The organism is Sulfurimonas sp., assembly GCF_023229105.1.
Taxonomy (GTDB): Bacteria; Campylobacterota; Campylobacteria; order Campylobacterales; family Sulfurimonadaceae; genus Sulfurimonas.
Window position 1 is genome coordinate 1 of record NZ_JALNZY010000039.1, and the last position, 18,779, is coordinate 18,779.

Genomic DNA, 18,779 nt, shown 5'->3' on the forward strand with positions numbered 1-18,779 from the left:
AGCGTTATCTCTCTCATCTTTATATGCTTTAAATGACTCTGTTTGAAATTTTTTAAAATCTTTAAAACTTTGCTCAGCGTTAAGGGTTGAAAAACATATCGCAATAAGTAAATTAAAATGGCCAAACAGCCTGAATAATTTTTGTACCCCAACCCTGTTTTGTTGCACGATCAACATCTCCCTCTGTCTTATAAAGAATTTTCGCTTCACTTATCTGTGAAGAGTTAATCCTGTTGTACTGATCAATATCATATGGACGTATAACTCCGCCAATCTGTATAATCTGTTTTTGATCATCAACTAAAATCTCTCTCTTGCCTGATATAAAATAGTTTCCATTTTCTAAAACTTTAACGATTCTAGCAGAAATAGTCGTGTTGAAAGAGGCATCTCTAGATGCACTGCCTTGCCCCGCATAAGCACTGCTTGAGCTCGCTTCAAAACCCATATTTGCTATGTCACTTAATTTTTTAGACGCAGAGCTTATTGCAGAATTTGTCCCGCCATACGCAAAGGCGCCACCACCTAACCCCATTGTGTCATCTTCACTAAGTTGTTTTGATCCGCTGTTTGAACTTTTAGTATTTTCGGATATTATAACCGTTACAACATCGTTTACATGCATAGCTTTGTGGTCAGTAAAAAGCGGATTTTCACCCTGCCCAAAGATGCTACCTACAGATGCAAAATCTTTTTTATCCTCACGAGAGGGCATCTGCTCAACATAAGCAGGCGGTTCAAAATCTATCTCTGGATTCGTTAAATTAGCCGTACAACCTAAAAAAAACAGTATAACATAAATTGACGTAAGTAGTATTAAAATATTTTTTTTCAACTCTTCTCTTTTGATTCTTATTTATTAGTTATAATTCTAGCAAGAATAGTTCCACATGAAAGGGAAAAAATGAATTTAAGAGATAAAATTAACCAAGATATAAAAGATGCCATGAAAGCAAAGGAGAATCAAAAAAGAGATGCTCTAAGACTTTTGGCAAGTGCCTTTAAGCAGATAGAAGTTGATGAACGCAAAGAGTTAAATGATGAAGATGTTATAAAAATCATACAATCTCAGGTAAAAAGAAGAGATGATGCGGCAACGCAATATAGAGATGCCGGTCGTGAGGATTTGATGCAAAAAGAGTTAGATGAGATTGCCTATTATAAAGAGTATCTGCCTGCACAGCTAAGCGATGAAGAGCTATCTTTGGCACTAAAAAATATCATAATCAAAATAGAAGCGACATCCGTAAAAGACATAGGAAGAGTAATGGGAGCAGCGAGCAAAGAGCTATCTGGTAAAGCTGATGGCAAAAGAATCAACGAGTGTGCAAAGAGTTTGCTCAATTAAAAAGCAACCTCTAAAAACTTAGTTTACCTCACCTTTTGCAGAGGATGACGAGCTGCTTTTTCAACCAAACTTTAGTTTTCTTAGCGCAGCTTCTTCATCTTCTTCTCTCATTAGTGATTCCCCGACTAAAAACGCATCAACTCCTGCTTTACTTAAATCCTCAAGTTGCCCATGTTCATAGATTCCGCTCTCAGCGACAATAATCTTGCCGTTTGGTATCAGGGGAATTAGTTCATAAGAGAGATTCATGTCCATCTCAAAAGTTTGAAGATTTCTATGGTTAATCCCGATAATATCACTTCCGGCATAGATGGCTTTTACTAAATCACTCTTGTCGTGAACCTCAACTAAAGCCTCCATGCCAAGGTGTCTTGTATATCCCAAAAGCTCTTTTAACTCACCCTTACTAAGAGCCGCTGCGATAAGCAAAATAAAATCCGCACCATGAACCATAGCTTCGAGTATCTGATACTTTGTAACTATAAAATCTTTTCTAAGTAGCGGAATACCCACATATCTTCTAATTTGACCCAAATAATCCAAGTTGCCTTGAAAAAAGTGAGGCTCTGTAAGCACTGAGATAGCGCTAGCCCCTCCTCTTTCATAACTCTGTGCAATTGCAATAGGATCAAAATTCTCACGAATTACACCCCTAGAAGGAGATGCTTTTTTTACCTCGGCAATTATTCTATATGGGTCTTGCTCTGTTGCCGTTAAAAATGTAAATACATCTCTAGGAGCCCTTGCATTAAAAGCGAGGGAGCGCCCAAGCCAATCTAGCGAAAACTTTTTCTCTCTTTGTATAACATCTTCTCTTGTTTTTTTTATTATTTCGTCTAAAATCATTCTAATTTTTACCTTTTTTGTTTTTCACACACTCTTTTATTGCTTCAATATGTTTGAGAACATCTTCATTACTACTACCGTCTGAGTTTTGCACTTTTTTCATAATTTTTGCGGCTCTTTGACAATCCCCAAGTTTATAATATCCCCATGCAAGAGAATCAAGATAGTAGATAGAGTTTGGTTCGCCTTTGAGTGCCTCTTTTATATATGCAATACCTTTTTTCACATCTATGTCATGGTCAATAAGAAGATAACCGAGATAGTTTAGATACATGCCGTCTCTATTTGTTTTTATTACCTCTTGAAGTTTTGCAACAACACTTTTATGCATGGCTTTGTCGCTCTTATTTTCAGAGCTTTCATACTCAAAAATTGCGCTTTGTGCCAAGTAAGTAATATCACCGCTGTCTTCATAAAGCTCTTTTGCGATAGATACCGCTTTTTTATATTTTTTTGTCTGGATATAGAGTTGAAAAAGTATCTCATTGTTGATTTTGTTCTCCTCTAAGAACTCAATCATCTTTAAATACTCTTTTTTATAGCCATATATCTGCACTATCTTTTCGCCTATATCATTGTGAGGGTCTATCTTATAGAGCCTTAAATATGTTGACAAAAGACCATCTACATTGTTGTCATTACTGTAAAATCCGATAAGTTTAGTGCAGATAAATTTAGAGCAACCATGTATTCTTGAGTGCGTTTCAAGTTGTGCAATGGCATCTTTTTTTCTCTCTAAATTGACATATAAAACAACAGCTATTTTCTCCAATATCTTTTCATTATAATCTTTGATATACGCACCCTCAAGATACTTTAAAGCTGTATCGTACTGTTTGAGTTTTACATATATATCACTAAGTAAAAGATAGTCATTTTCACTGTTTGAAGATGCAACTAATCTAATTGCAAGCTCCTTTGCCTCCACTAATTTCTCTGCTCTTATAAGTGCTATTATTTTAATTCTTATTAGCTCAAAATCCTCTATCTTATCGCCAGAGATTTCATCTGCTCTACTAATAACACGTTCATTTTGATTTGCAGCCAAATCATTTCTTAAAGAGCGATATAGATACTCATTTTTACCTGTTTTTAGATAAAGAGTGTTAAATATATTTGAGGAGTTGTTGTGATCCCCGCTATCTTCTAGCGCAAGAGCGCTCAATATATAGAGATCCTCCTCTTCAAAAACTTTCTGACTCCCCTTAACCTCGGGAGACTTAACAAAGGAGCAACCACCCAAAAGCATTATAGCAGCAACAAAAAAGGAGGATTTTAAAAAATTATACATCAACAACTCCGGGACACTCCAACTTCAACTCATCGACTCTAGTTTTAAAATAGTCCCAAAAAGGGAAGGTTCTGCACTGCTGCGGCCGTACTTCGTAAATTGTGCATCCGTTTGATTCTCTCTCGTAAAAGGCACACTCATAGCTATCTGCAAACTTTCTCTCTTTTATAGAATATCTGTACTCATGTTTAAAAAGATAATTTTTCATAAACTCTGCACTCTCTAAACCCAAAAACCCTGCAATATCTTCTATCTCCGATGCACTTACGTGAATATATCCGCTCTCCCCAGTGCAGCATCTAGCTTTACATGTGCTGCAGGCAGAAGCATCAAAAGTGTAATCGTATCCATCTTTTTTAATTATATTTGACATTTTATACTTTGTGTCCGTGCTTTTTTATATATATTTTGAGCCTCTTTTGAAAACTCGTCTCCATCAAAACTGATAAACGGTGGCCAGATTTTCATTAACGATTTTGAGCCATTTCTTGCGTGTATCATTACCAAAGAGGCAACTCTGTCAATTTTTGGATGAATAAAGCGCACATCTACCGCTCTCATGTTTACACGCTCTAGTTCACAGCAGATAAGTCCAAACTGAGATGCATCATAACAAAAGATAAAATGCGACCTCGGCTTTAAGAGCCTTGAGACCTTTTTAAAAAACTTATTCAATGGTAAGTTGACATTATAGCGTGCATTAAATAATATCTCATTTTCACTCTTACTCACACCCTCATGATAAAAAGGAGGATTTGAGATAATGTAGTCATACTTCAAATCATCTTCAAGTTCTAAAAAGTCGCTCTTATGGATTTTGTACTCTAACTTGTTTACTCTTGCATTTATTGAAGCATACTCTACAAAAATATCCTGTTTCTCAACTGCCTCAAGCGTAACTTTTTTGTTATCACGCGCCACTAAAAGTCCGACAATACCGCATCCTGCCCCGACATCCAAAACTCTTCCGCTTGGCTTAAAAGAGCTTATAAAATCATATAAAAAAATAGAGTCACTATTGTAACAGTAGCCGCTAAGTGGCTGATAAAGAAGCATCAAGAGCCTTTTAGAGTATAATTTCGTAATTATATCTCAAAGGCATTAAATGATAATTATTCCAGCTAGACTTGCTTCGAGCAGATTTCCACAAAAAGTTTTAGCAGAGATTGGCGGAGTCCCGATGGTAGTTAGGACTGCACAAAGAGTTGCACACTTAGACAGAGTCGTCGTTGCGGCTGATGATGAGCTGATAATCTCTACATGTAAAAAGTACGGCATTGAAGCGATGCTAACCTCTACAACGCACAAAAGCGGAACAGACCGCATCAATGAGTGCGCAAATATATTAAATGTAGATGATAATGAGTTGATTATAAATGTGCAGGCGGACGAGCCTTTTATAGAAGCAGAAGTCGTAGAAAAGCTCCTTAGAAGATTGCAGTTGTTAAAAGAAAACGGTAAAGAGTTTGTCATGGCAAGTTGCTACAACTCCATAAACAGTGAATCAGCCCAAGATGCCAACTTAGTAAAAGTTGTGCTTGATGATAAGGAGAACGCTATCTATTTTTCCCGCTCGCCTATACCTTTTAACAGAAGCGGAGATGCGCAATATTTTGGTCATATAGGAATTTACGGCTTTAGCAAGAAGAGTCTGCACGATTTTTGTAACTTAAATGATGCACCAATAGAAGATATTGAGAAATTAGAGCAGTTACGCGCAATTTATCATCAAAAAAAGATAAGTATGGTAAAAGTTTCAAGTACAGGATTTGGAATCGATACAGAGGAAGATTTAAAAAGAGCGGTAGAGATATTTCTATAATAAGACGCACTAAAGAGAACTTGTCCTCTTTAGTGGCAGGGACTAAAGTCCCTACAACCCCCTAAAGCTACGAAAAAAACAAGTTTTTCGAGAAAATGGTGTTGTTAGATATTATCTCTAATACCTAAATCTGCTACAAGTTTAAGATAAGCATCTTTATCTTTTCTTTTAAAGTATTTCATAAGACGACGACGTTGTCCTACTAATTTTAAAAGACCAAGTCTTGATGCGTGATCTTTTTTGAACACTTTTAAGTGCTCAGTTAGTTCACTGATTCTATTTGTTAATAGTGCAATTTGAACTTCACTTGAACCAGTGTCATTCTCTTTGCGACCGTATTTTGCAACAATTTCTTGTTTTTTAGCCGAATTTAAAGCCATAATAGCCTCCAAAAGGTATATTTATCTAACAGTTATACATATCAGTGTATAAAGTTGAAATGAAATAATAGCTAATTTACTCTTTTATTTCAACTTCTTTTGATATAATTTAAAAAAATCTAAATTAAAGTATAAAATATGTTAATAACTCGTGCAAGTGAGTATGCGATACTCTCTCTTATTGTCTTATCAAAAGCATCTTCTCCGATGGATAGCGATACTCTTTCAAGACAACTCTCAATCCCAAAAAGTTTTTTAGCAAAAATTTTGCAATCAATGGCAAAACAGGGAATTTTAAACTCATACAAGGGCGTACACGGCGGTTTTTCACTTCTTTTAGAACCAAAAGATATCAGCATGCTGCAGATAATGTCTTCTGTTGAAGGCAAAGCCCCGACGGTTTTTGATTGTGCCCCCTCACTTGAGAGCTGCCCCCTAGACAAAGGCTCTTTATGTTCAATATGGCCATTTTTAAATAAACTACAAGGGAAGATTGACTCTTTTTTAGCAGATTTAACTTTAGCAGACGTTTTAGAGTAAAAGCTTGGCAAAAAAACTAACCACAAGAGAGCAAATCGGTACTGCTTTAAACTTTTTACTTGGTCAAAAAGATTTAAGTGTAGTCATTTTTGTAATGGCAATACTAGCCATTATTATCGTTCCTCTGCCTTCAGGACTTCTTGATGTTTTCCTTACGGTCTCAATGGCGCTTGCGGTATTGATATTGTTAATATCCTTATATGTTCCAAAACCTACGGACTTAACCACTTTTCCTACGCTTATTCTTATTTTGACTCTTTTTAGATTAGCTCTAAATATAGCAACGACTAGAATGATTTTAAGCCATGGACACGAGGGCCCAGAAGAGGTAAGCAGCATCATAACAAGCTTTGGAAACTTTGTTGTAGGGGGAAACTATGTCATCGGTATAGTTGTCTTTTCAATACTGGTTCTTATAAACTTTATGGTTATCACAAAAGGTTCAACAAGGGTTGCAGAAGTTGCTGCTCGTTTTACGCTTGACTCTATGCCCGGAAAACAGATGGCAGTTGATGCTGACCTTAATGCAGGTCTTATTGATGATGCCCAGGCAAAAAAAAGAAGAGCGGACATTCTTCAAGATGCAAACTTTTACGGAGCTATGGACGGTTCTAGTAAATTTGTAAAAGGTGATGCAGTTGCCGGTATCATCATCACTCTTATAAACATTATCGGCGGGTTTTTAATAGGTGTATTTCAACATGGAATGAGTGTTGGCGATAGTGCTACGACATTTACGCTTCTTACTATCGGGGATGGTCTTGTCGGTCAAATTCCGGCACTTATTATCTCAACTGCGACAGGTATTATGATAACTCGCTCCTCGGGAGAGGGAGATAACTTTGCAGATGGAGCAATCAATCAGATAATGGGCAATGCTAAAATCATGATGATTGTGGGTTTTATTATGATTTTATTTGCTCTTGTTCCGGGTCTTCCAACGGCATCTATGGGATTTGTGGGAATTATGTTCGCACTTCTTGGCTGGTCTATTTACAAATACGAAAGAGGCGAATTAAGCATACTTGATGTAAACCATATTTTATCAAAAACTAAGGAGCAAGAAGCCAAAGAGAAGGCTCAGCGCCCTGCAAAATCTCAGGAGGAGATAGCAAAAGAGGAGGAGAGTGCACTTGATGATATACTAAAAGTTGAGATGCTCGAACTTACCCTCGGATATCAGCTGATTCGTCTAGCTGACAGCGCACAAGGCGGAGACCTATTGGAGAGAATCCGCTCCATGAGAAGAAAGATAGCATCAGACTTCGGCTTCTTGATGCCTCAAGTGCGCATAAGGGACAATCTTCACCTCCAGCCGCAACAGTACCAAATACTGCTAAAAGGGATACCTATTGGCGAGGGCAAAATTATGCCCGATAAATTTTTGGCTATGGACAGCGGCATGGCAACAGGCGAAATTAAAGGAGAAGCAACAAAGGAGCCTGCTTTTGGACTTGAAGCTCTTTGGATTGCACCCGAACTAAAAGAAGATGCAATCATCAACGGCTATACCGTTGTAGATCCAGCTACGGTAATCTCTACTCACATGAGTGAGCTTATAAAACAAAATGCCGAGGATCTCTTAACTCGCCAAGAGGTTCAAACTCTTATTAATAAAATCAAACATGATTTTCCTATCATTGTGGATGATGTTACAAAAGTTGCTTCTATTGGACTTATACAAAGAGTTCTCAAAGCTCTTTTACATGAGAAAATTCCTCTTAAAGATATGCTCACAATACTTGAGACAATTGCAGATGTAGCCGAATATACGAAAAATGTAGATATTATAACCGAGCAGGTTCGCGCAAGACTCTCGCGAATTATTACAAAAATGTACTCCGGCGAAGATGGGATTGTAAGACTTCTAACATTTGATACGGCATCTGAGCAGCTGATGCTAGAAAAATCACAGGAGCGTGATGGCACAAGAAATCTTATGCTAAATGTAGGAGAGATAAATGCTCTTATCCAAGCAACAAGCGCTAAAGCTGCAGAGCTTCTTCAAAAGGGCATATCTCCTGTTGTTATCATCGTAGATCCTCAACTACGCCGTGGAATTGCCGAGATATTTGAAAGATTCTCGCTTGACGTGGTTACTCTCTCACATGCCGAGATTGACTCAAGTGCTACTTTTGAAGTAATGGGTTCTATCTCGATAAAAGAACAAAACAAATAAGAAAGAGAAAAATGAATAACAAAACAATACATCATATGTCGCATACAGACCTAGACGGATATAGCTGCCAGCTTATTATGAAATATACACCCTACACACTCTTTAATTATAATGCGAATTATGGAGCGGAGGTAAAACAGACACTAGAGTTAGTTTTGCAAAATATTAAAGCAGAAGACAAGAGTGCCACTATTTTAATAACAGACCTCAACTTAAATGCAGATGAAGCAAAATGGTTAAACAGTGAAGTAACGAAACTAAATGAAAATAAAAAAGATATAACGCTTCTTCTTCTTGATCATCACGCAACAGGGGAGGAGAGCGCAAATAAGTACGATTGGTACTTTTTAGACACCGCCAGATGTGCTACAAAAATTACTTACGATTACGTAAAGAAGCATTTTGAATTTGATGAGCCAAAGTGGATGGAGCAGTTTGTAAATATCGTCAATGCCGTTGATTTATGGAAAATGAATGAGAGAGAAAATTTTGAGTACGGTAAAGTCTGTATGCGCCTTATCTCCGAGACAAGAGAGCTTAATAAAATTATGTTTGCCAAACAAGACAATGAATACAAACTAGATCTTTTGCTTGAAGCGGTAAAATATATAGGCAAAGAGAATGCTCCGATTGTTTTAGATGAAAGCCTCCATATGATAAAAAAGAATTTTTTTAAAAAAGATCACGACAATACACTAGATAATCTAGTAACAGAGTATGTGGTCAAACTCTTAGGCGAAGCCAAAGGTGAGAAAACAATTTACTACAAGGGCTACAGAGGATTTCTAAGCTATGGAGTAGGAAACACTTCTATAATAGGAAACGGCTTTTTGCTTGCTTATCCGGAGTACGATTTTATAGTTGACATAAGTTATAGAGGCACTCTTAGCATAAGAGCTAACAATGGCGTAAATGTAGCGCTTATCTCAAAAGAGTGGACGGGCGGCGGCGGACATCCTAATGCTGCAGGTGGGCGCATTATTGGCTTTAAAGAGCAGTATAGATATGACAAAGTAAAGACTCAGATTGAAAAAATCATCAATGAAAAAGAGGCAATAGCCGGAGAACTTGAGTATAAAAAAGAGTCTTAAACTTACGCATATCTGCCTCGCCAGAGGCAAACTTTAGTCGCCACAGCGGCGTAAGCGTAGCCAATCGGGGTTTTACTCCGATGGCGTTTAAAACTAATTGTTTGCAAAGTATCTTTCTACTCCATCGGCTAAGCCTACAGCCATTGTTTTTACATAGTTCCTCTGAACAAGTCGCATAGCCTCCATAGGGTGAGAAATAAATCCTATCTCCACCAACACGGACGGCATTTGGGCACCTACCAAAACCCAAAAAGGCCCCTCTCTTACTCCACCGTCTTTTACGCCGCTGTATTTTTTATTGAGTTCGCTGAGCATTCCTCTTTGCAAATCAATTGCTAGCTTATTTGATGCTACGGTATTATGATGATTTAAAAAGTTTAAGTAGCTGTCTTTTCCATATATATTCATGTCGCTCATGTCTGCCGAGTTCTCTTTTGCAGCAACCCTTTTAGCTCTATTTGAACGCGACGGGGAGAGAAAATAGCACTCTATTCCATGAACCTCTTTTGCACTCTTTCCGTCAATAGCATTAGCATGTATGCTTATAAAAATATTTGCCCCTTTTGCATTGGCGTACTTAGTTCTATCACTTAATTTGACAAAGTTATCTCTGTCTCTTGTCATATACACCTTATACCCACGAGATTTTAAAATCTTATGAAGCTCCTTAGCAACGTCTAAAACAACTATCTTTTCTCTATATTTTCTGTGCCCTACAGCGCCCGGATCTTTGCCTCCGTGCCCCGGATCTATAACTACAACCTTATCTCTGTCTCTTTTTATAGATACTGCCTTTTCAATACTCGGCACAACTTTACTAGAGGCAGTTTTGAGTTTTACCTCCAATGTTTTAGCGTCAATTTTATAATCAACCTCTATTTCTGAGCTGTGAGTTATAACCAGCCTCAGAGTTTGAGGATCAAACTGAGCTATTTTAATTGTATCTATATCGTTATTTTTAATATTTTGTGAGCTAGTAAGCATGGATGTCTTGATATCATAAACATATCGATATCTGCTCTTTGTTGTGTCATGCAGTGTGAAGTGTGTAATCTGAGCTTCGCTAAGCTGCTTGCTAAACTCCAAGAGAAGCACATCTTCCCGCCAGCTTGCTGATATTAGTTTATGCAGCGGATCGACATGAACATCTTCTATATGATTACTCTTTTTCATCTGTTTTGGCTCAGGTTTGTGGTAGTTGCTTTTAGAGGAGAGTGCATGGAGTTCGTTTGTATATTTAGATACGTCTATCTTGAGCCTACCTCCGCTTTTGACTATACCCTTTAGTGACTTAAGTTTAAGAAAGCTGTCGTTTTGCACAATCGAGATAAGATATAAGCTTTTATAGTCGTCATATGCACGAAAAGTATCACTCTGAGTGTTACTCTGCATATATTTATCTGCTCTTATTAAAAGTTCACTGCTGTTTGAAGCAAATAATAAGAGTGGTAAAAGAAGGGATAGTAAAAAAAGTTTAAGCATAGCCCTCTTATTCACCGTTAACTAATTTGTCCATTAACTCTTTTACGGAAATTATTTTATCTAGTCTATATCCATTTGTGCCCGAGAAGAAAAGTCCTGTTTCAAGATTTCCCAGATAAGCATCGCTTAGTCTATCAGCGATGCAGTAACCGACTGCTTTAGCCTCCTCCCCGCGATTACATGGTGCAACACAGTTTGAAATACACTTAATAGTCGGACCTTCTCTCCTCTCTACAAGAGCAGTCAAGTTTGTTCTAATACCCTGCGCAGGATAGCCTACAGGCGAAGAGAATAGTTGAATATCCTCTTTTTTCGCATTTAGTATAACTTTTTTAAAGTTTTCATGCGCATCACACTCATGTGTTCCGATAAAGCGTGTTCCCATCTGAACACCACGTGCACCCAAGGAGAGCATCTCAAGTATATCGTTTTTATCCCAGATGCCGCCTGCTGCAATTACAGGAATATCGCCCCAAAGAGCGGCTTCTTCAACAACGGGTTTAACCAAATTTTCAAGCTGGTTTTCTTCCATTGAGCACTGCTCATACGTAAAACCTTGATGTCCGCCGCTCTTTGGACCCTCAAGCACAACGGCATCAGGAAGTCTGTTATATCTTTTTTGCCATCTTTTACAGATAATCTTCAGAGCTTTTGCAGATGAAACGATTGGAACAAGGGCAACATCAGGGTAGCCTTCCGTAAACTCGGGCATATTTGTAGGCAAACCCGCTCCGGTAATAATAATATCTATACCGCTCTCACATGCATCTCGCACCACTCGTCCATAGTCGTTTATAGCATATAAAATATTTGCGGCTAAGGGTTTATCTTTGCATATCTTTCTGGCATTTTTTATAATCGCGTCAAAACCCTCTTTTGAGTAAAAACCTTGTACATCTAGCGGTCTGCCCGCAATCAGTTTAGAAGCATATCTTTTATCTTCATAGTAGCCTGTTCCAACAGAACTTATAACACCCAAACCACCCTCTTTTGAAACATTTCCAGCGAGCTGATCCCAACTTATGCCGACGCCCATTCCGCCTTGAACTATAGGTTTGTCTATAATATACTTACCGATTCTTAATGATTTATAGCTCATTAATTTACCTTTAACTTTGCAAATTTTCTTTTTCCAACTTGGAGGATATACTCCCCACTTTCCAATTGCAGCTGCTCATCATCAACTTTTTTTTGGTTTATTTTAACAGCACCTTGCTTAATATCTCTTCTTGCTTGAGAAGTTGAAGGTGTTAAATTGCAATCAACAAGTGCTTTTGCTATCCATATCTTTTCATCAAAACTGTATTCATCAATTTCAGAGGGAATTTGATTATTTGAGTGTACTTTATCAAATTCATCTTTTGCAGCCCTAGCCAACTCTCTAGAATGAAACCTAGCAGTTATCTCTAGTGCCAATTCCTCTTTAACACTTTTTGGATGCAAAGAGCCTTCTGATACACCATTTTTTAAAACTGCAATCTCATCTAATGTTTTTGCACTTAAGAGCTCATAATATCTCCACATCAACTCATCAGAAACGCTAAGGATTTTCCCAAACATATCATTTGGCTCGTCTGCTACACCGATGTAGTTATTTAAAGATTTACTCATCTTCTGTACGCCATCGAGTCCCTCTAAAATAGGCATCATTAGAACCGACTGCTCCTTGCCTATCTCATAAGCTCGTTGAAGATGTCTTCCCATCAAAAGGTTAAACTTCTGATCCGTTCCGCCTATTTCTATGTCACTTTTGAGATGAACGCTGTCATATCCCTGAAGCAAAGGATAGATAAATTCACTTATAGAGATAGAGATTCCGCTTTTGTGTCTTTTGTCAAAATCATCGCGCTCAAGCATTCTTGCAACATTAAATGTTGTTGTAAGCGTCAACATGCCTGATGCTCCAAGCTGATTTATCCACTGAGAGTTAAAAACAACTTCGGTTTTTAAAGGGTCTAAAATCTTAAAAATCTGCTCCTCATAGCTTTTAGCATTCTCTTGAACCTCAAATGCGCTCAATGTTTTTCTTGTAGCGCTTTTTCCACTAGGATCACCGATTTGTGCAGTAAAATCACCGATAAGAAACTGAACTTTCGCACCATATTTTTGAAATATTGCAAGTTTTTGCAAAAGTACCGTATGTCCAAGATGCAAATCCGGTGCAGTCGGATCAAAACCTGCTTTTACCGTATATGTTTTGCCCTCATCAAAATATGCTTTTAACAGCTCTTGTATCCCTTGGCTATCTATAACTTCTGCAGTGCCTCTATGTATCTCTCTTAACGCTTCTTGTAACATAATTTTTTATTTTCCTATTTATTTTATTTATATGCATCATCAGTGCGAATTAAATGTATCACTTTTATTTTTTGCTCGATTTTACCACGAAGCAAGTTAACATCTGCTTCTTTTGACTCAAAACCTATCTCGCAATACTTAGTAGTTTCACTCTTGTTTTTGCCCAACTCAATTTGATTTATATCAATCTTTAATTTTGCTAAATAATTTAAAAACTCCGCTAAAGTTCCTACACCGCTGTGAAGAGAGATTATCATGTTGTAGTTGTAAGTGTTTAGTTGCTGCCATCTTATAAAAACCATAGGTTCATGGTTTTCAAGTTTTTTTGAAGCGCTTGAGCACATTTTATGATGCACATGAGCTTTGCCTTTTTCTAAGAATGCCATTATTTCATCGCCGTTTTTTGGGTGACAGCAGTAATCGAATACAACATCGTTTACATGCAAGGTGCTGTATATCTCCAAGTCAGCAAAGGAGTAGCGTTTTATCTTAAATCTGTGCTTTGAGAGAAATCGTTTAAAGCGGCTATTTTGATTTATATCTGTGATATATTTATAAATTACTTCACGAAAGTGCTCTAAATCCGTAGCAATACTAGAGACTTTTTCACAACTGTTTTTTTCTAGCCACTCCTCTACTCTTGAGGCGTTTAAATTCATGGCGGTTGCAATAATACTAATGCTTAATTTAGAATTTATATCTCTAATCCTCGCATTACACTTATACTTCATATTTGTTTTTGCTTTTGAGGTCTTAACCGCATCTATCCAGCTGCATCTAGTAATACTGCTCTCACCCACCTCTATCTTTACGATATCTCCGTTGTGAAGTTCGCTTATGAGCGAAGTTTTTATTTTGTTGATAAGAACAGATTTGGCATGATTGCCTACATGCGTATGAACAGCATAGGCAAAATCAAGAGCGACTGCCCCTCTAGGCAAGGTAAAAGCCTCACCTACTGGAGAAAACACAGATATGTCTTCACTGTAGAGATCATTTTTTATCAAATCATAAAAATCCTCTACAGACTCATTTTGAAATCCCAAATTGTGCAGCCAGTCAAGTTTTATACTATTGTTTCCGCCGCTTTTATACTTCCAGTGTGCAGCAACGCCGAGTTCTGCAGTCTTGTGCATATCATAGGTTCTAATCTGCACCTCAAAAATAGCGGTATTGTAAAATACAGTCGTATGTATAGTTCTGTATCCGTTATCTTTTGGTACGGCTATATAGTCCTTAAATCTTGAAGAGAGAGGCTGAAAGTTAAGATGAATAAGTCCCAAAATCTTGTAGCACTTGACAGCATCATCTGTCAATATTCTTACAGCTAAGAGATCTAAAACCTCTTCTATTCCAACCCCTTTTCTCTGCATTTTAAGATAAATAGAGTATTTGTGCTTTACACGAGAGAGTATCTCAAACTCATCTTCGCAAAAACCGTTTTGAACCAAAACCTTATTTATCGACTGCTTAAACTCATCAAGCTTCATCTCAATTGCATGGTAGTTTGCCTCAAGATAGCTGTCTATTTGGAGTTTCTCTTCTTTAAAAAGGTATGAGAAGCTTAAATCTTCCAATAAATTCTTTAAAAAAGAGATGCCCAGACGATGAGCAATAGGAGAGTAAACAACCAAAGTCTCTTCTGCTATTCTATCCTGCTTTTGAGGAGAAAGCGCATCTAGCGTCAACATGTTGTGAAATCTATCACAAAGCTTTACAACTAACACTCTCACATCTTTTATACTAGCTAAGAGCATTTTTCTAAAGGAGAGCGCGGATACGACAAGACGTTCGTTGGAGTTAGAGGAGATAAGTTCTGTATCTCTGATGCTGTCTATTTTTGTAAGTCCCTCAACAAGATGAGCAACATCTTGACCGAAAAGATTTTTAATCTCATCAATATCCACATGCGTATCTTCTACAATGTCATGCAAAAGTGCGGCTATCGCCATTGCTTCATCATTTGTTATAGAGGAGACTATCGCTGCTACTAAAATAGGATGAATTACATAAGGTTGACCGCTTTTTCTAAACTGTTTTTCATGTGCGGTTTTGGAGTATTCTAAAGCTTTATTTAGAGCATCACTCTTGGGCATCTGCTCAAAGAGATACTCTGTAGCCGAGTCAACACTATCTATCTGTTTTATTTTTTCGATATCCATTTGACTCAGACCTAATTTGTTATTTTTTATTGTCCGTAAAGCCTTTGATTATTATAAGACCCTCAGCTATCTCCATCAAAGCTAAATCTGCAACTTTTACATTTTTTGCAACACTCAACTTACTTGTTGCGCCATTTAAAAGCTCATCTGTTCTTTTTGAAACAGCTATTGCCAACTGGTAACGATCCATACTTGGATTATTGTCTAAAATCTTTGCTGTTACTTCTTCTATTCTCATTTTATACCCTTTTTATTTTAATTTAAAACGCCACCGGAAGTAATTCTGTTGGCTTCGCTAGCCGCTATGGCTAGAAAACTTTAGTTTCTTTAGAAAACCTTAGTTTCTTTAAAAATCTATCTTACAATTGAGCAGTTTTGCATATTTCCGTTTTGCAAAATATCCAAAAGATTTCCTTTTTTAAACATATCACATACCAAAATAGGGAGTGAATTATCCTTTGCCAATGCAATGGAGGTATCGTCCATTACTTTGATATTATCCATAAGTGCTTGCTCATAAGTAAGCTCAGGCAATTTTACTGCATCACTAAACTTCTTTGGGTCTTTATCATAAACCCCGTCAACTTTTGTAGCTTTTATGATAACTTCTGCGCCTATTTCAACGGCTCTTAGAGTTGCTGCCGTATCTGTTGTAAAAAATGGGTTTCCTGTTCCTGCTGCAAAAATAACAACACGCCCCTTTTCTAAGTGGCGAACAGCACGGCGATTTATATATGCCTCTGCAATCTGCTCCATCTTAATAGCCGTCTGCATGCGAACTTCTAGTCCTGCATGTTCGCAAGCTTCTTGCATCGCTATTCCGTTTATTACGGTAGCAAGCATTCCCATATAATCGCCGGAAGTTCTTTTAATAATTCCGTCTTGAGCAGCAGTAACTCCACGAATAATATTACCGCCTCCGATTACGATTCCAACCTCGATACCGGCATTCACAAGTGACTTTATCTCCTGTGATATATAGTTTAAAATCTTCGTGTCAATTCCATGACCCGCCTCTCCTGCAAGAGCTTCACCTGAAAACTTAACCAATACCCGTTTGTTAGCCATGCACTTCCTTTAGTCTATAATTGCGCGAATTGTACTTAAAATTGGCTTTTGTTTTGCTTTGAAAAAAGAGCAAGATTGTTAAAGAAAGTTCTTCATATTTGACAATCGTTATATATTTTATTATACTTCGGTTTTAGCCTTTATTAAGGAGTTATAATGCCGAGCAGTATTAACGGACGTTTATGGATAAACAAATCAGAACATAACTTTTTAGGAGAGGGTCGAATGGAACTTTTAATGCACATCGACAGAGATGGTTCCATAACAAAAGCGGCAAAATCTATGAAGATGAGCTACAAAGCAGCATGGGACGCTGTAGATGCTATGAACAACCTATCTGAGTTTCCGCTTGTAACAAGTGCTAAAGGCGGCAAAGGCGGTGGCGGAACTCATCTTAGCGATTATGCAAAAGAGCTGATAAATACCTATAAAATTCTTCAAGAAGAGCATCAACAATTTTTAAACAATCTATCAAAACGCATCAGTGAAAAAAATGGTCATATTCATCTTTTAAAGAGTATGGATATCCGTATAAGTGCAAGAAATCAGCTAAGGACAAAAGTCGTTGAAATTCAAAAAGGAGCGCTTAAGAGCAGAGTCTCTCTTGAACTTAACAACAAAGATACTATAACTGCCATAATAACAAATGATTCACTAAGCACTCTTGAGATTACCATAGGCACAGAGCTATATGCACTATTTAAAGCCAATGCCTTGACTCTAAGCGATGACTCCTCGCCGGCTAAAGGCGATATAAACCGTTTTGCAGGGGAAATTATACGAATAGAGCGCGGTAAACTAAATGCGGAGATTATCCTTGAGCTAAAAGGAGGCAATACTGTATGTTCAACTTTGCCAATAGAGATGCTTGAGAGATTAAATCTCAAAAATAAAATGCACTTAAGCGCTTTTTGCGAGCCCAAAAACATTATTCTAGGAAGATGGTAAATATAACATTAAGCTACCGTTAATGAGCGTTTTGAGTTAAGCTATCTATTTTAAACTATAAGGAAAAAAATGAAAAAGTTACTTTTGGTATTTATACTCTTTGGTTCTGCCCTTTTTGCGCAGACGATTAATATAGCCGTGGCTGCAAATGTAAGTTATGCTATGGAGACTCTTTTAGATGAGTTTCATAAAACAGATCCTGATACGGATGTAAAAGTTACACTTGGAAGCAGCGGAAAATTAACAGCGCAGATAAAACATGGGGCACCTTATGAACTTTTTATGTCGGCTGACATGAAGTTCCCAGAGGCTCTTTATAATGATGGAATTGCTATAACAAAACCAGTTATATATGCGCAGGGGAGTTTGGCATATCTTAGTAATACTCAAAAAGATTTTTCAAAAGGGATAGAGCTGCTCAAAGATAAAACAATAGAAAAAATAGCTATTGCCAATCCAAAAACGGCACCATATGGAAAAGCAGCGGTTGAAGCTATTAAAAACAGCGGAGTTTACGAAGATATAAAATCAAAACTAATCTATGCGGAGTCAATATCTCAAACAGTTTCGTATGCCGTAACAGCAGCCGATATAGGCTTTATCGCAAAGTCGTCTCTATTTAGTCCAAAAATGCTACACTTCAAGAAAGATGTAAACTGGGCAGATGTAGATTCAAAACTATATACTCCTATAAATCAAGGCATAGTCATACTTAAAGGCGGCGAAAATAAAGAGGTAAAAGCTTTTTACGACTTTATGATAAGCAGCAGAGCAAAAGAGATTTTAAAAGGTTTTGGATATTTAATGCCATGAGTGAATTAACAGCAATAGTCAATGACATACAAAAACATGATAGTTTGCATATAGTCAAGTTTGACTGTGAGGGTCAAGCTTTAACTATGATGAGCTTGGAACTTGACAAAACGATACAAAAAGGTGTCAAGGTAAAGCTTTCAATGAAGCCTACGCATGTGGCTATTGCTAAAAATCTGCAAGGGGAACTTAGCTATAGTAATCAACTTCAAGCTACCATCACTGGAGTTTTAAACGGCGAACTTTTAAGCAGCATAAGTTTAAAGCTTCATAGCGGCAGTGCCATAGAGTCGATTATCACAAAAAATTCATCAATAAGGATGAACTTACAAGTAGGCGACAGCGTAGTAGCGCTTATAAAAGCAAGTGAAGTTTCTATAAAAGAAGTTATATCATGCTAGAACTTCTTAGCCAAATAGAGTTTGAACCTTTTTTACTCTCTTTTAAACTAGCAGGCTTGACGACGCTTATACTCTTTACCCTAAGCGTACCATTTGCATGGTACCTTTCA

20 protein-coding genes and 1 pseudogene are annotated in these 18,779 nt (G+C 37.4%); 9 read left to right on the forward strand and 12 right to left on the reverse strand.

The features are described 5' to 3' along the window. Positions 1 to 112: 112 nt before the first annotated feature. Positions 113 to 835 (reverse strand): flagellar basal body L-ring protein FlgH, encoded by a 723-nt coding sequence (gene flgH / locus M0Q17_RS06580; protein ID WP_295084874.1) that lies wholly within the window; start codon positions 833 to 835, stop codon positions 113 to 115. Positions 836 to 904: 69 nt separating this feature from the next. Here flgH and M0Q17_RS06585 point away from each other — a divergent pair, with 69 nt between their 5' ends. Continuing rightward, positions 905 to 1,348 (forward strand): GatB/YqeY domain-containing protein, encoded by a 444-nt coding sequence (locus M0Q17_RS06585; RefSeq protein WP_295084877.1) that lies wholly within the window; start codon positions 905 to 907, stop codon positions 1,346 to 1,348. Positions 1,349 to 1,408: 60 nt separating this feature from the next. Here M0Q17_RS06585 and trpC read toward each other — a convergent pair whose 3' ends face one another. The 4 genes from trpC to M0Q17_RS06605 are packed head-to-tail and all read right to left on the reverse strand — an operon-like array spanning position 1,409 to position 4,541. After that, a complete protein-coding gene (gene trpC / locus M0Q17_RS06590) occupies positions 1,409 to 2,194 on the reverse strand; it encodes an indole-3-glycerol phosphate synthase TrpC (protein WP_295084880.1) in 786 nt (261 codons plus the stop codon). A 1-nt stretch (position 2,195) separates the two neighbouring features. Further along, positions 2,196 to 3,485 (reverse strand): hypothetical protein, encoded by a 1,290-nt coding sequence (locus M0Q17_RS06595; protein WP_295084883.1) that lies wholly within the window; start codon positions 3,483 to 3,485, stop codon positions 2,196 to 2,198. After that, positions 3,478 to 3,858, reverse strand: coding sequence for a YkgJ family cysteine cluster protein (locus tag M0Q17_RS06600; protein WP_295084886.1), 381 nt, complete (start codon positions 3,856 to 3,858; stop codon positions 3,478 to 3,480). The genes M0Q17_RS06595 and M0Q17_RS06600 overlap by 8 nt, the downstream gene beginning before the upstream one ends. Then, positions 3,846 to 4,541, reverse strand: a complete 696-nt coding sequence (locus M0Q17_RS06605) for a methyltransferase (protein WP_295084889.1) — start codon at positions 4,539 to 4,541, stop codon at positions 3,846 to 3,848. Before M0Q17_RS06605 ends, M0Q17_RS06600 begins: the two co-directional genes overlap by 13 nt. Before the next feature lie 49 nt (positions 4,542 to 4,590). On the opposite strand from M0Q17_RS06605, the gene kdsB reads away from it, so the two are divergent. Continuing rightward, positions 4,591 to 5,307 (forward strand): 3-deoxy-manno-octulosonate cytidylyltransferase, encoded by a 717-nt coding sequence (kdsB, locus tag M0Q17_RS06610; RefSeq protein ID WP_295084892.1) that lies wholly within the window; start codon positions 4,591 to 4,593, stop codon positions 5,305 to 5,307. 104 nt (positions 5,308 to 5,411) lie between these two features. Here kdsB and rpsO read toward each other — a convergent pair whose 3' ends face one another. After that, the gene (rpsO, locus tag M0Q17_RS06615; RefSeq protein WP_295084895.1) at positions 5,412 to 5,687 is read right to left on the reverse strand and encodes a 30S ribosomal protein S15; all 276 of its coding nucleotides are present in this window, start codon (positions 5,685 to 5,687) and stop codon (positions 5,412 to 5,414) included. Positions 5,688 to 5,825: 138 nt separating this feature from the next. On the opposite strand from rpsO, the gene M0Q17_RS06620 reads away from it, so the two are divergent. From M0Q17_RS06620 to M0Q17_RS06630, 3 genes are read left to right on the forward strand one after another with little or no spacing between them, the layout of a single operon-like run. Then, positions 5,826 to 6,227, forward strand: coding sequence for an Rrf2 family transcriptional regulator (locus M0Q17_RS06620; RefSeq protein WP_295084898.1), 402 nt, complete (start codon positions 5,826 to 5,828; stop codon positions 6,225 to 6,227). A 34-nt stretch (positions 6,228 to 6,261) separates the two neighbouring features. After that, on the forward strand, positions 6,262 to 8,406 hold the full coding sequence (flhA, locus tag M0Q17_RS06625) for a flagellar biosynthesis protein FlhA (RefSeq protein WP_295084930.1): 2,145 nt from the start codon (positions 6,262 to 6,264) through the stop codon (positions 8,404 to 8,406). 11 nt (positions 8,407 to 8,417) lie between these two features. Further along, complete coding sequence (locus M0Q17_RS06630) at positions 8,418 to 9,497, forward strand: phosphoesterase (protein ID WP_295084901.1); 1,080 nt, start codon at positions 8,418 to 8,420, stop codon at positions 9,495 to 9,497. Between the two features lie 93 nt (positions 9,498 to 9,590). Here the strand turns inward: M0Q17_RS06630 and M0Q17_RS06635 are convergent, their stop codons facing one another. From M0Q17_RS06635 to pyrH, 6 genes are all read right to left on the reverse strand, one after another. Continuing rightward, a complete protein-coding gene (locus M0Q17_RS06635; protein ID WP_295084904.1) occupies positions 9,591 to 10,979 on the reverse strand; it encodes an N-acetylmuramoyl-L-alanine amidase in 1,389 nt (462 codons plus the stop codon). Positions 10,980 to 10,986: 7 nt separating this feature from the next. Further along, positions 10,987 to 12,078, reverse strand: coding sequence for a nitronate monooxygenase family protein (locus tag M0Q17_RS06640; RefSeq protein WP_295084907.1), 1,092 nt, complete (start codon positions 12,076 to 12,078; stop codon positions 10,987 to 10,989). Continuing rightward, a complete protein-coding gene (gene tyrS / locus M0Q17_RS06645; RefSeq protein ID WP_295084910.1) occupies positions 12,078 to 13,277 on the reverse strand; it encodes a tyrosine--tRNA ligase in 1,200 nt (399 codons plus the stop codon). The genes M0Q17_RS06640 and tyrS overlap by 1 nt, the downstream gene beginning before the upstream one ends. A 23-nt stretch (positions 13,278 to 13,300) precedes the next feature. Then, positions 13,301 to 15,439, reverse strand: a complete 2,139-nt coding sequence (locus M0Q17_RS06650) for a RelA/SpoT family protein (protein ID WP_295084913.1) — start codon at positions 15,437 to 15,439, stop codon at positions 13,301 to 13,303. Between the two features lie 19 nt (positions 15,440 to 15,458). Beyond that, positions 15,459 to 15,677 carry a DNA-directed RNA polymerase subunit omega gene (locus M0Q17_RS06655; RefSeq protein WP_295084916.1) on the reverse strand — a complete coding sequence of 73 codons (219 nt, stop codon included), beginning with the start codon at positions 15,675 to 15,677 and terminating at the stop codon, positions 15,459 to 15,461. A 116-nt stretch (positions 15,678 to 15,793) separates the two neighbouring features. Continuing rightward, a complete protein-coding gene (gene pyrH / locus M0Q17_RS06660; protein ID WP_295084919.1) occupies positions 15,794 to 16,507 on the reverse strand; it encodes a UMP kinase in 714 nt (237 codons plus the stop codon). A 156-nt stretch (positions 16,508 to 16,663) separates the two neighbouring features. Here pyrH and M0Q17_RS06665 point away from each other — a divergent pair, with 156 nt between their 5' ends. From M0Q17_RS06665 to M0Q17_RS06680, 4 genes and pseudogenes are all read left to right on the forward strand, one after another. Further along, positions 16,664 to 17,455: a TOBE domain-containing protein gene (locus M0Q17_RS06665; RefSeq protein ID WP_295084922.1), complete on the forward strand. Its 792-nt coding sequence runs from the start codon at positions 16,664 to 16,666 to the stop codon at positions 17,453 to 17,455. A 69-nt stretch (positions 17,456 to 17,524) separates the two neighbouring features. Then, positions 17,525 to 18,268, forward strand: a complete 744-nt coding sequence (gene modA / locus M0Q17_RS06670; protein WP_295084924.1) for a molybdate ABC transporter substrate-binding protein — start codon at positions 17,525 to 17,527, stop codon at positions 18,266 to 18,268. Beyond that, the gene (locus M0Q17_RS06675) at positions 18,265 to 18,669 is read left to right on the forward strand and encodes a TOBE domain-containing protein (protein WP_295084927.1); all 405 of its coding nucleotides are present in this window, start codon (positions 18,265 to 18,267) and stop codon (positions 18,667 to 18,669) included. Before modA ends, M0Q17_RS06675 begins: the two co-directional genes overlap by 4 nt. Next, a pseudogene (locus M0Q17_RS06680) lies at positions 18,663 to 18,779 on the forward strand (molybdate ABC transporter permease subunit); the annotation flags it as partial. The gene M0Q17_RS06675 and the pseudogene M0Q17_RS06680, both read left to right, overlap by 7 nt.

Bases quoted from the DNA above. Each gene is read 5' to 3' on its own strand.
- M0Q17_RS06585 (WP_295084877.1), top strand. From the start codon at position 905: ATGAATTTAAGAGATAAAATTAACCAAGATATAAAAGATGCCATGAAA.
- trpC (WP_295084880.1), bottom strand. From the start codon at position 2,194: ATGATTTTAGACGAAATAATAAAAAAAACAAGAGAAGATGTTATACAA.
- M0Q17_RS06595 (WP_295084883.1), bottom strand. From the start codon at position 3,485: ATGTATAATTTTTTAAAATCCTCCTTTTTTGTTGCTGCTATAATGCTT.
- M0Q17_RS06600 (WP_295084886.1), bottom strand. From the start codon at position 3,858: ATGTCAAATATAATTAAAAAAGATGGATACGATTACACTTTTGATGCT.
- M0Q17_RS06605 (WP_295084889.1), bottom strand. From the start codon at position 4,541: ATGCTTCTTTATCAGCCACTTAGCGGCTACTGTTACAATAGTGACTCT.
- kdsB (WP_295084892.1), top strand. From the start codon at position 4,591: ATGATAATTATTCCAGCTAGACTTGCTTCGAGCAGATTTCCACAAAAA.
- rpsO (WP_295084895.1), bottom strand. From the start codon at position 5,687: ATGGCTTTAAATTCGGCTAAAAAACAAGAAATTGTTGCAAAATACGGT.
- M0Q17_RS06620 (WP_295084898.1), top strand. From the start codon at position 5,826: ATGTTAATAACTCGTGCAAGTGAGTATGCGATACTCTCTCTTATTGTC.
- M0Q17_RS06630 (WP_295084901.1), top strand. From the start codon at position 8,418: ATGAATAACAAAACAATACATCATATGTCGCATACAGACCTAGACGGA.
- M0Q17_RS06635 (WP_295084904.1), bottom strand. From the start codon at position 10,979: ATGCTTAAACTTTTTTTACTATCCCTTCTTTTACCACTCTTATTATTT.
- M0Q17_RS06640 (WP_295084907.1), bottom strand. From the start codon at position 12,078: ATGAGCTATAAATCATTAAGAATCGGTAAGTATATTATAGACAAACCT.
- tyrS (WP_295084910.1), bottom strand. From the start codon at position 13,277: ATGTTACAAGAAGCGTTAAGAGAGATACATAGAGGCACTGCAGAAGTT.
- M0Q17_RS06650 (WP_295084913.1), bottom strand. From the start codon at position 15,439: ATGGATATCGAAAAAATAAAACAGATAGATAGTGTTGACTCGGCTACA.
- M0Q17_RS06655 (WP_295084916.1), bottom strand. From the start codon at position 15,677: ATGAGAATAGAAGAAGTAACAGCAAAGATTTTAGACAATAATCCAAGT.
- pyrH (WP_295084919.1), bottom strand. From the start codon at position 16,507: ATGGCTAACAAACGGGTATTGGTTAAGTTTTCAGGTGAAGCTCTTGCA.
- M0Q17_RS06665 (WP_295084922.1), top strand. From the start codon at position 16,664: ATGCCGAGCAGTATTAACGGACGTTTATGGATAAACAAATCAGAACAT.
- modA (WP_295084924.1), top strand. From the start codon at position 17,525: ATGAAAAAGTTACTTTTGGTATTTATACTCTTTGGTTCTGCCCTTTTT.
- M0Q17_RS06675 (WP_295084927.1), top strand. From the start codon at position 18,265: ATGAGTGAATTAACAGCAATAGTCAATGACATACAAAAACATGATAGT.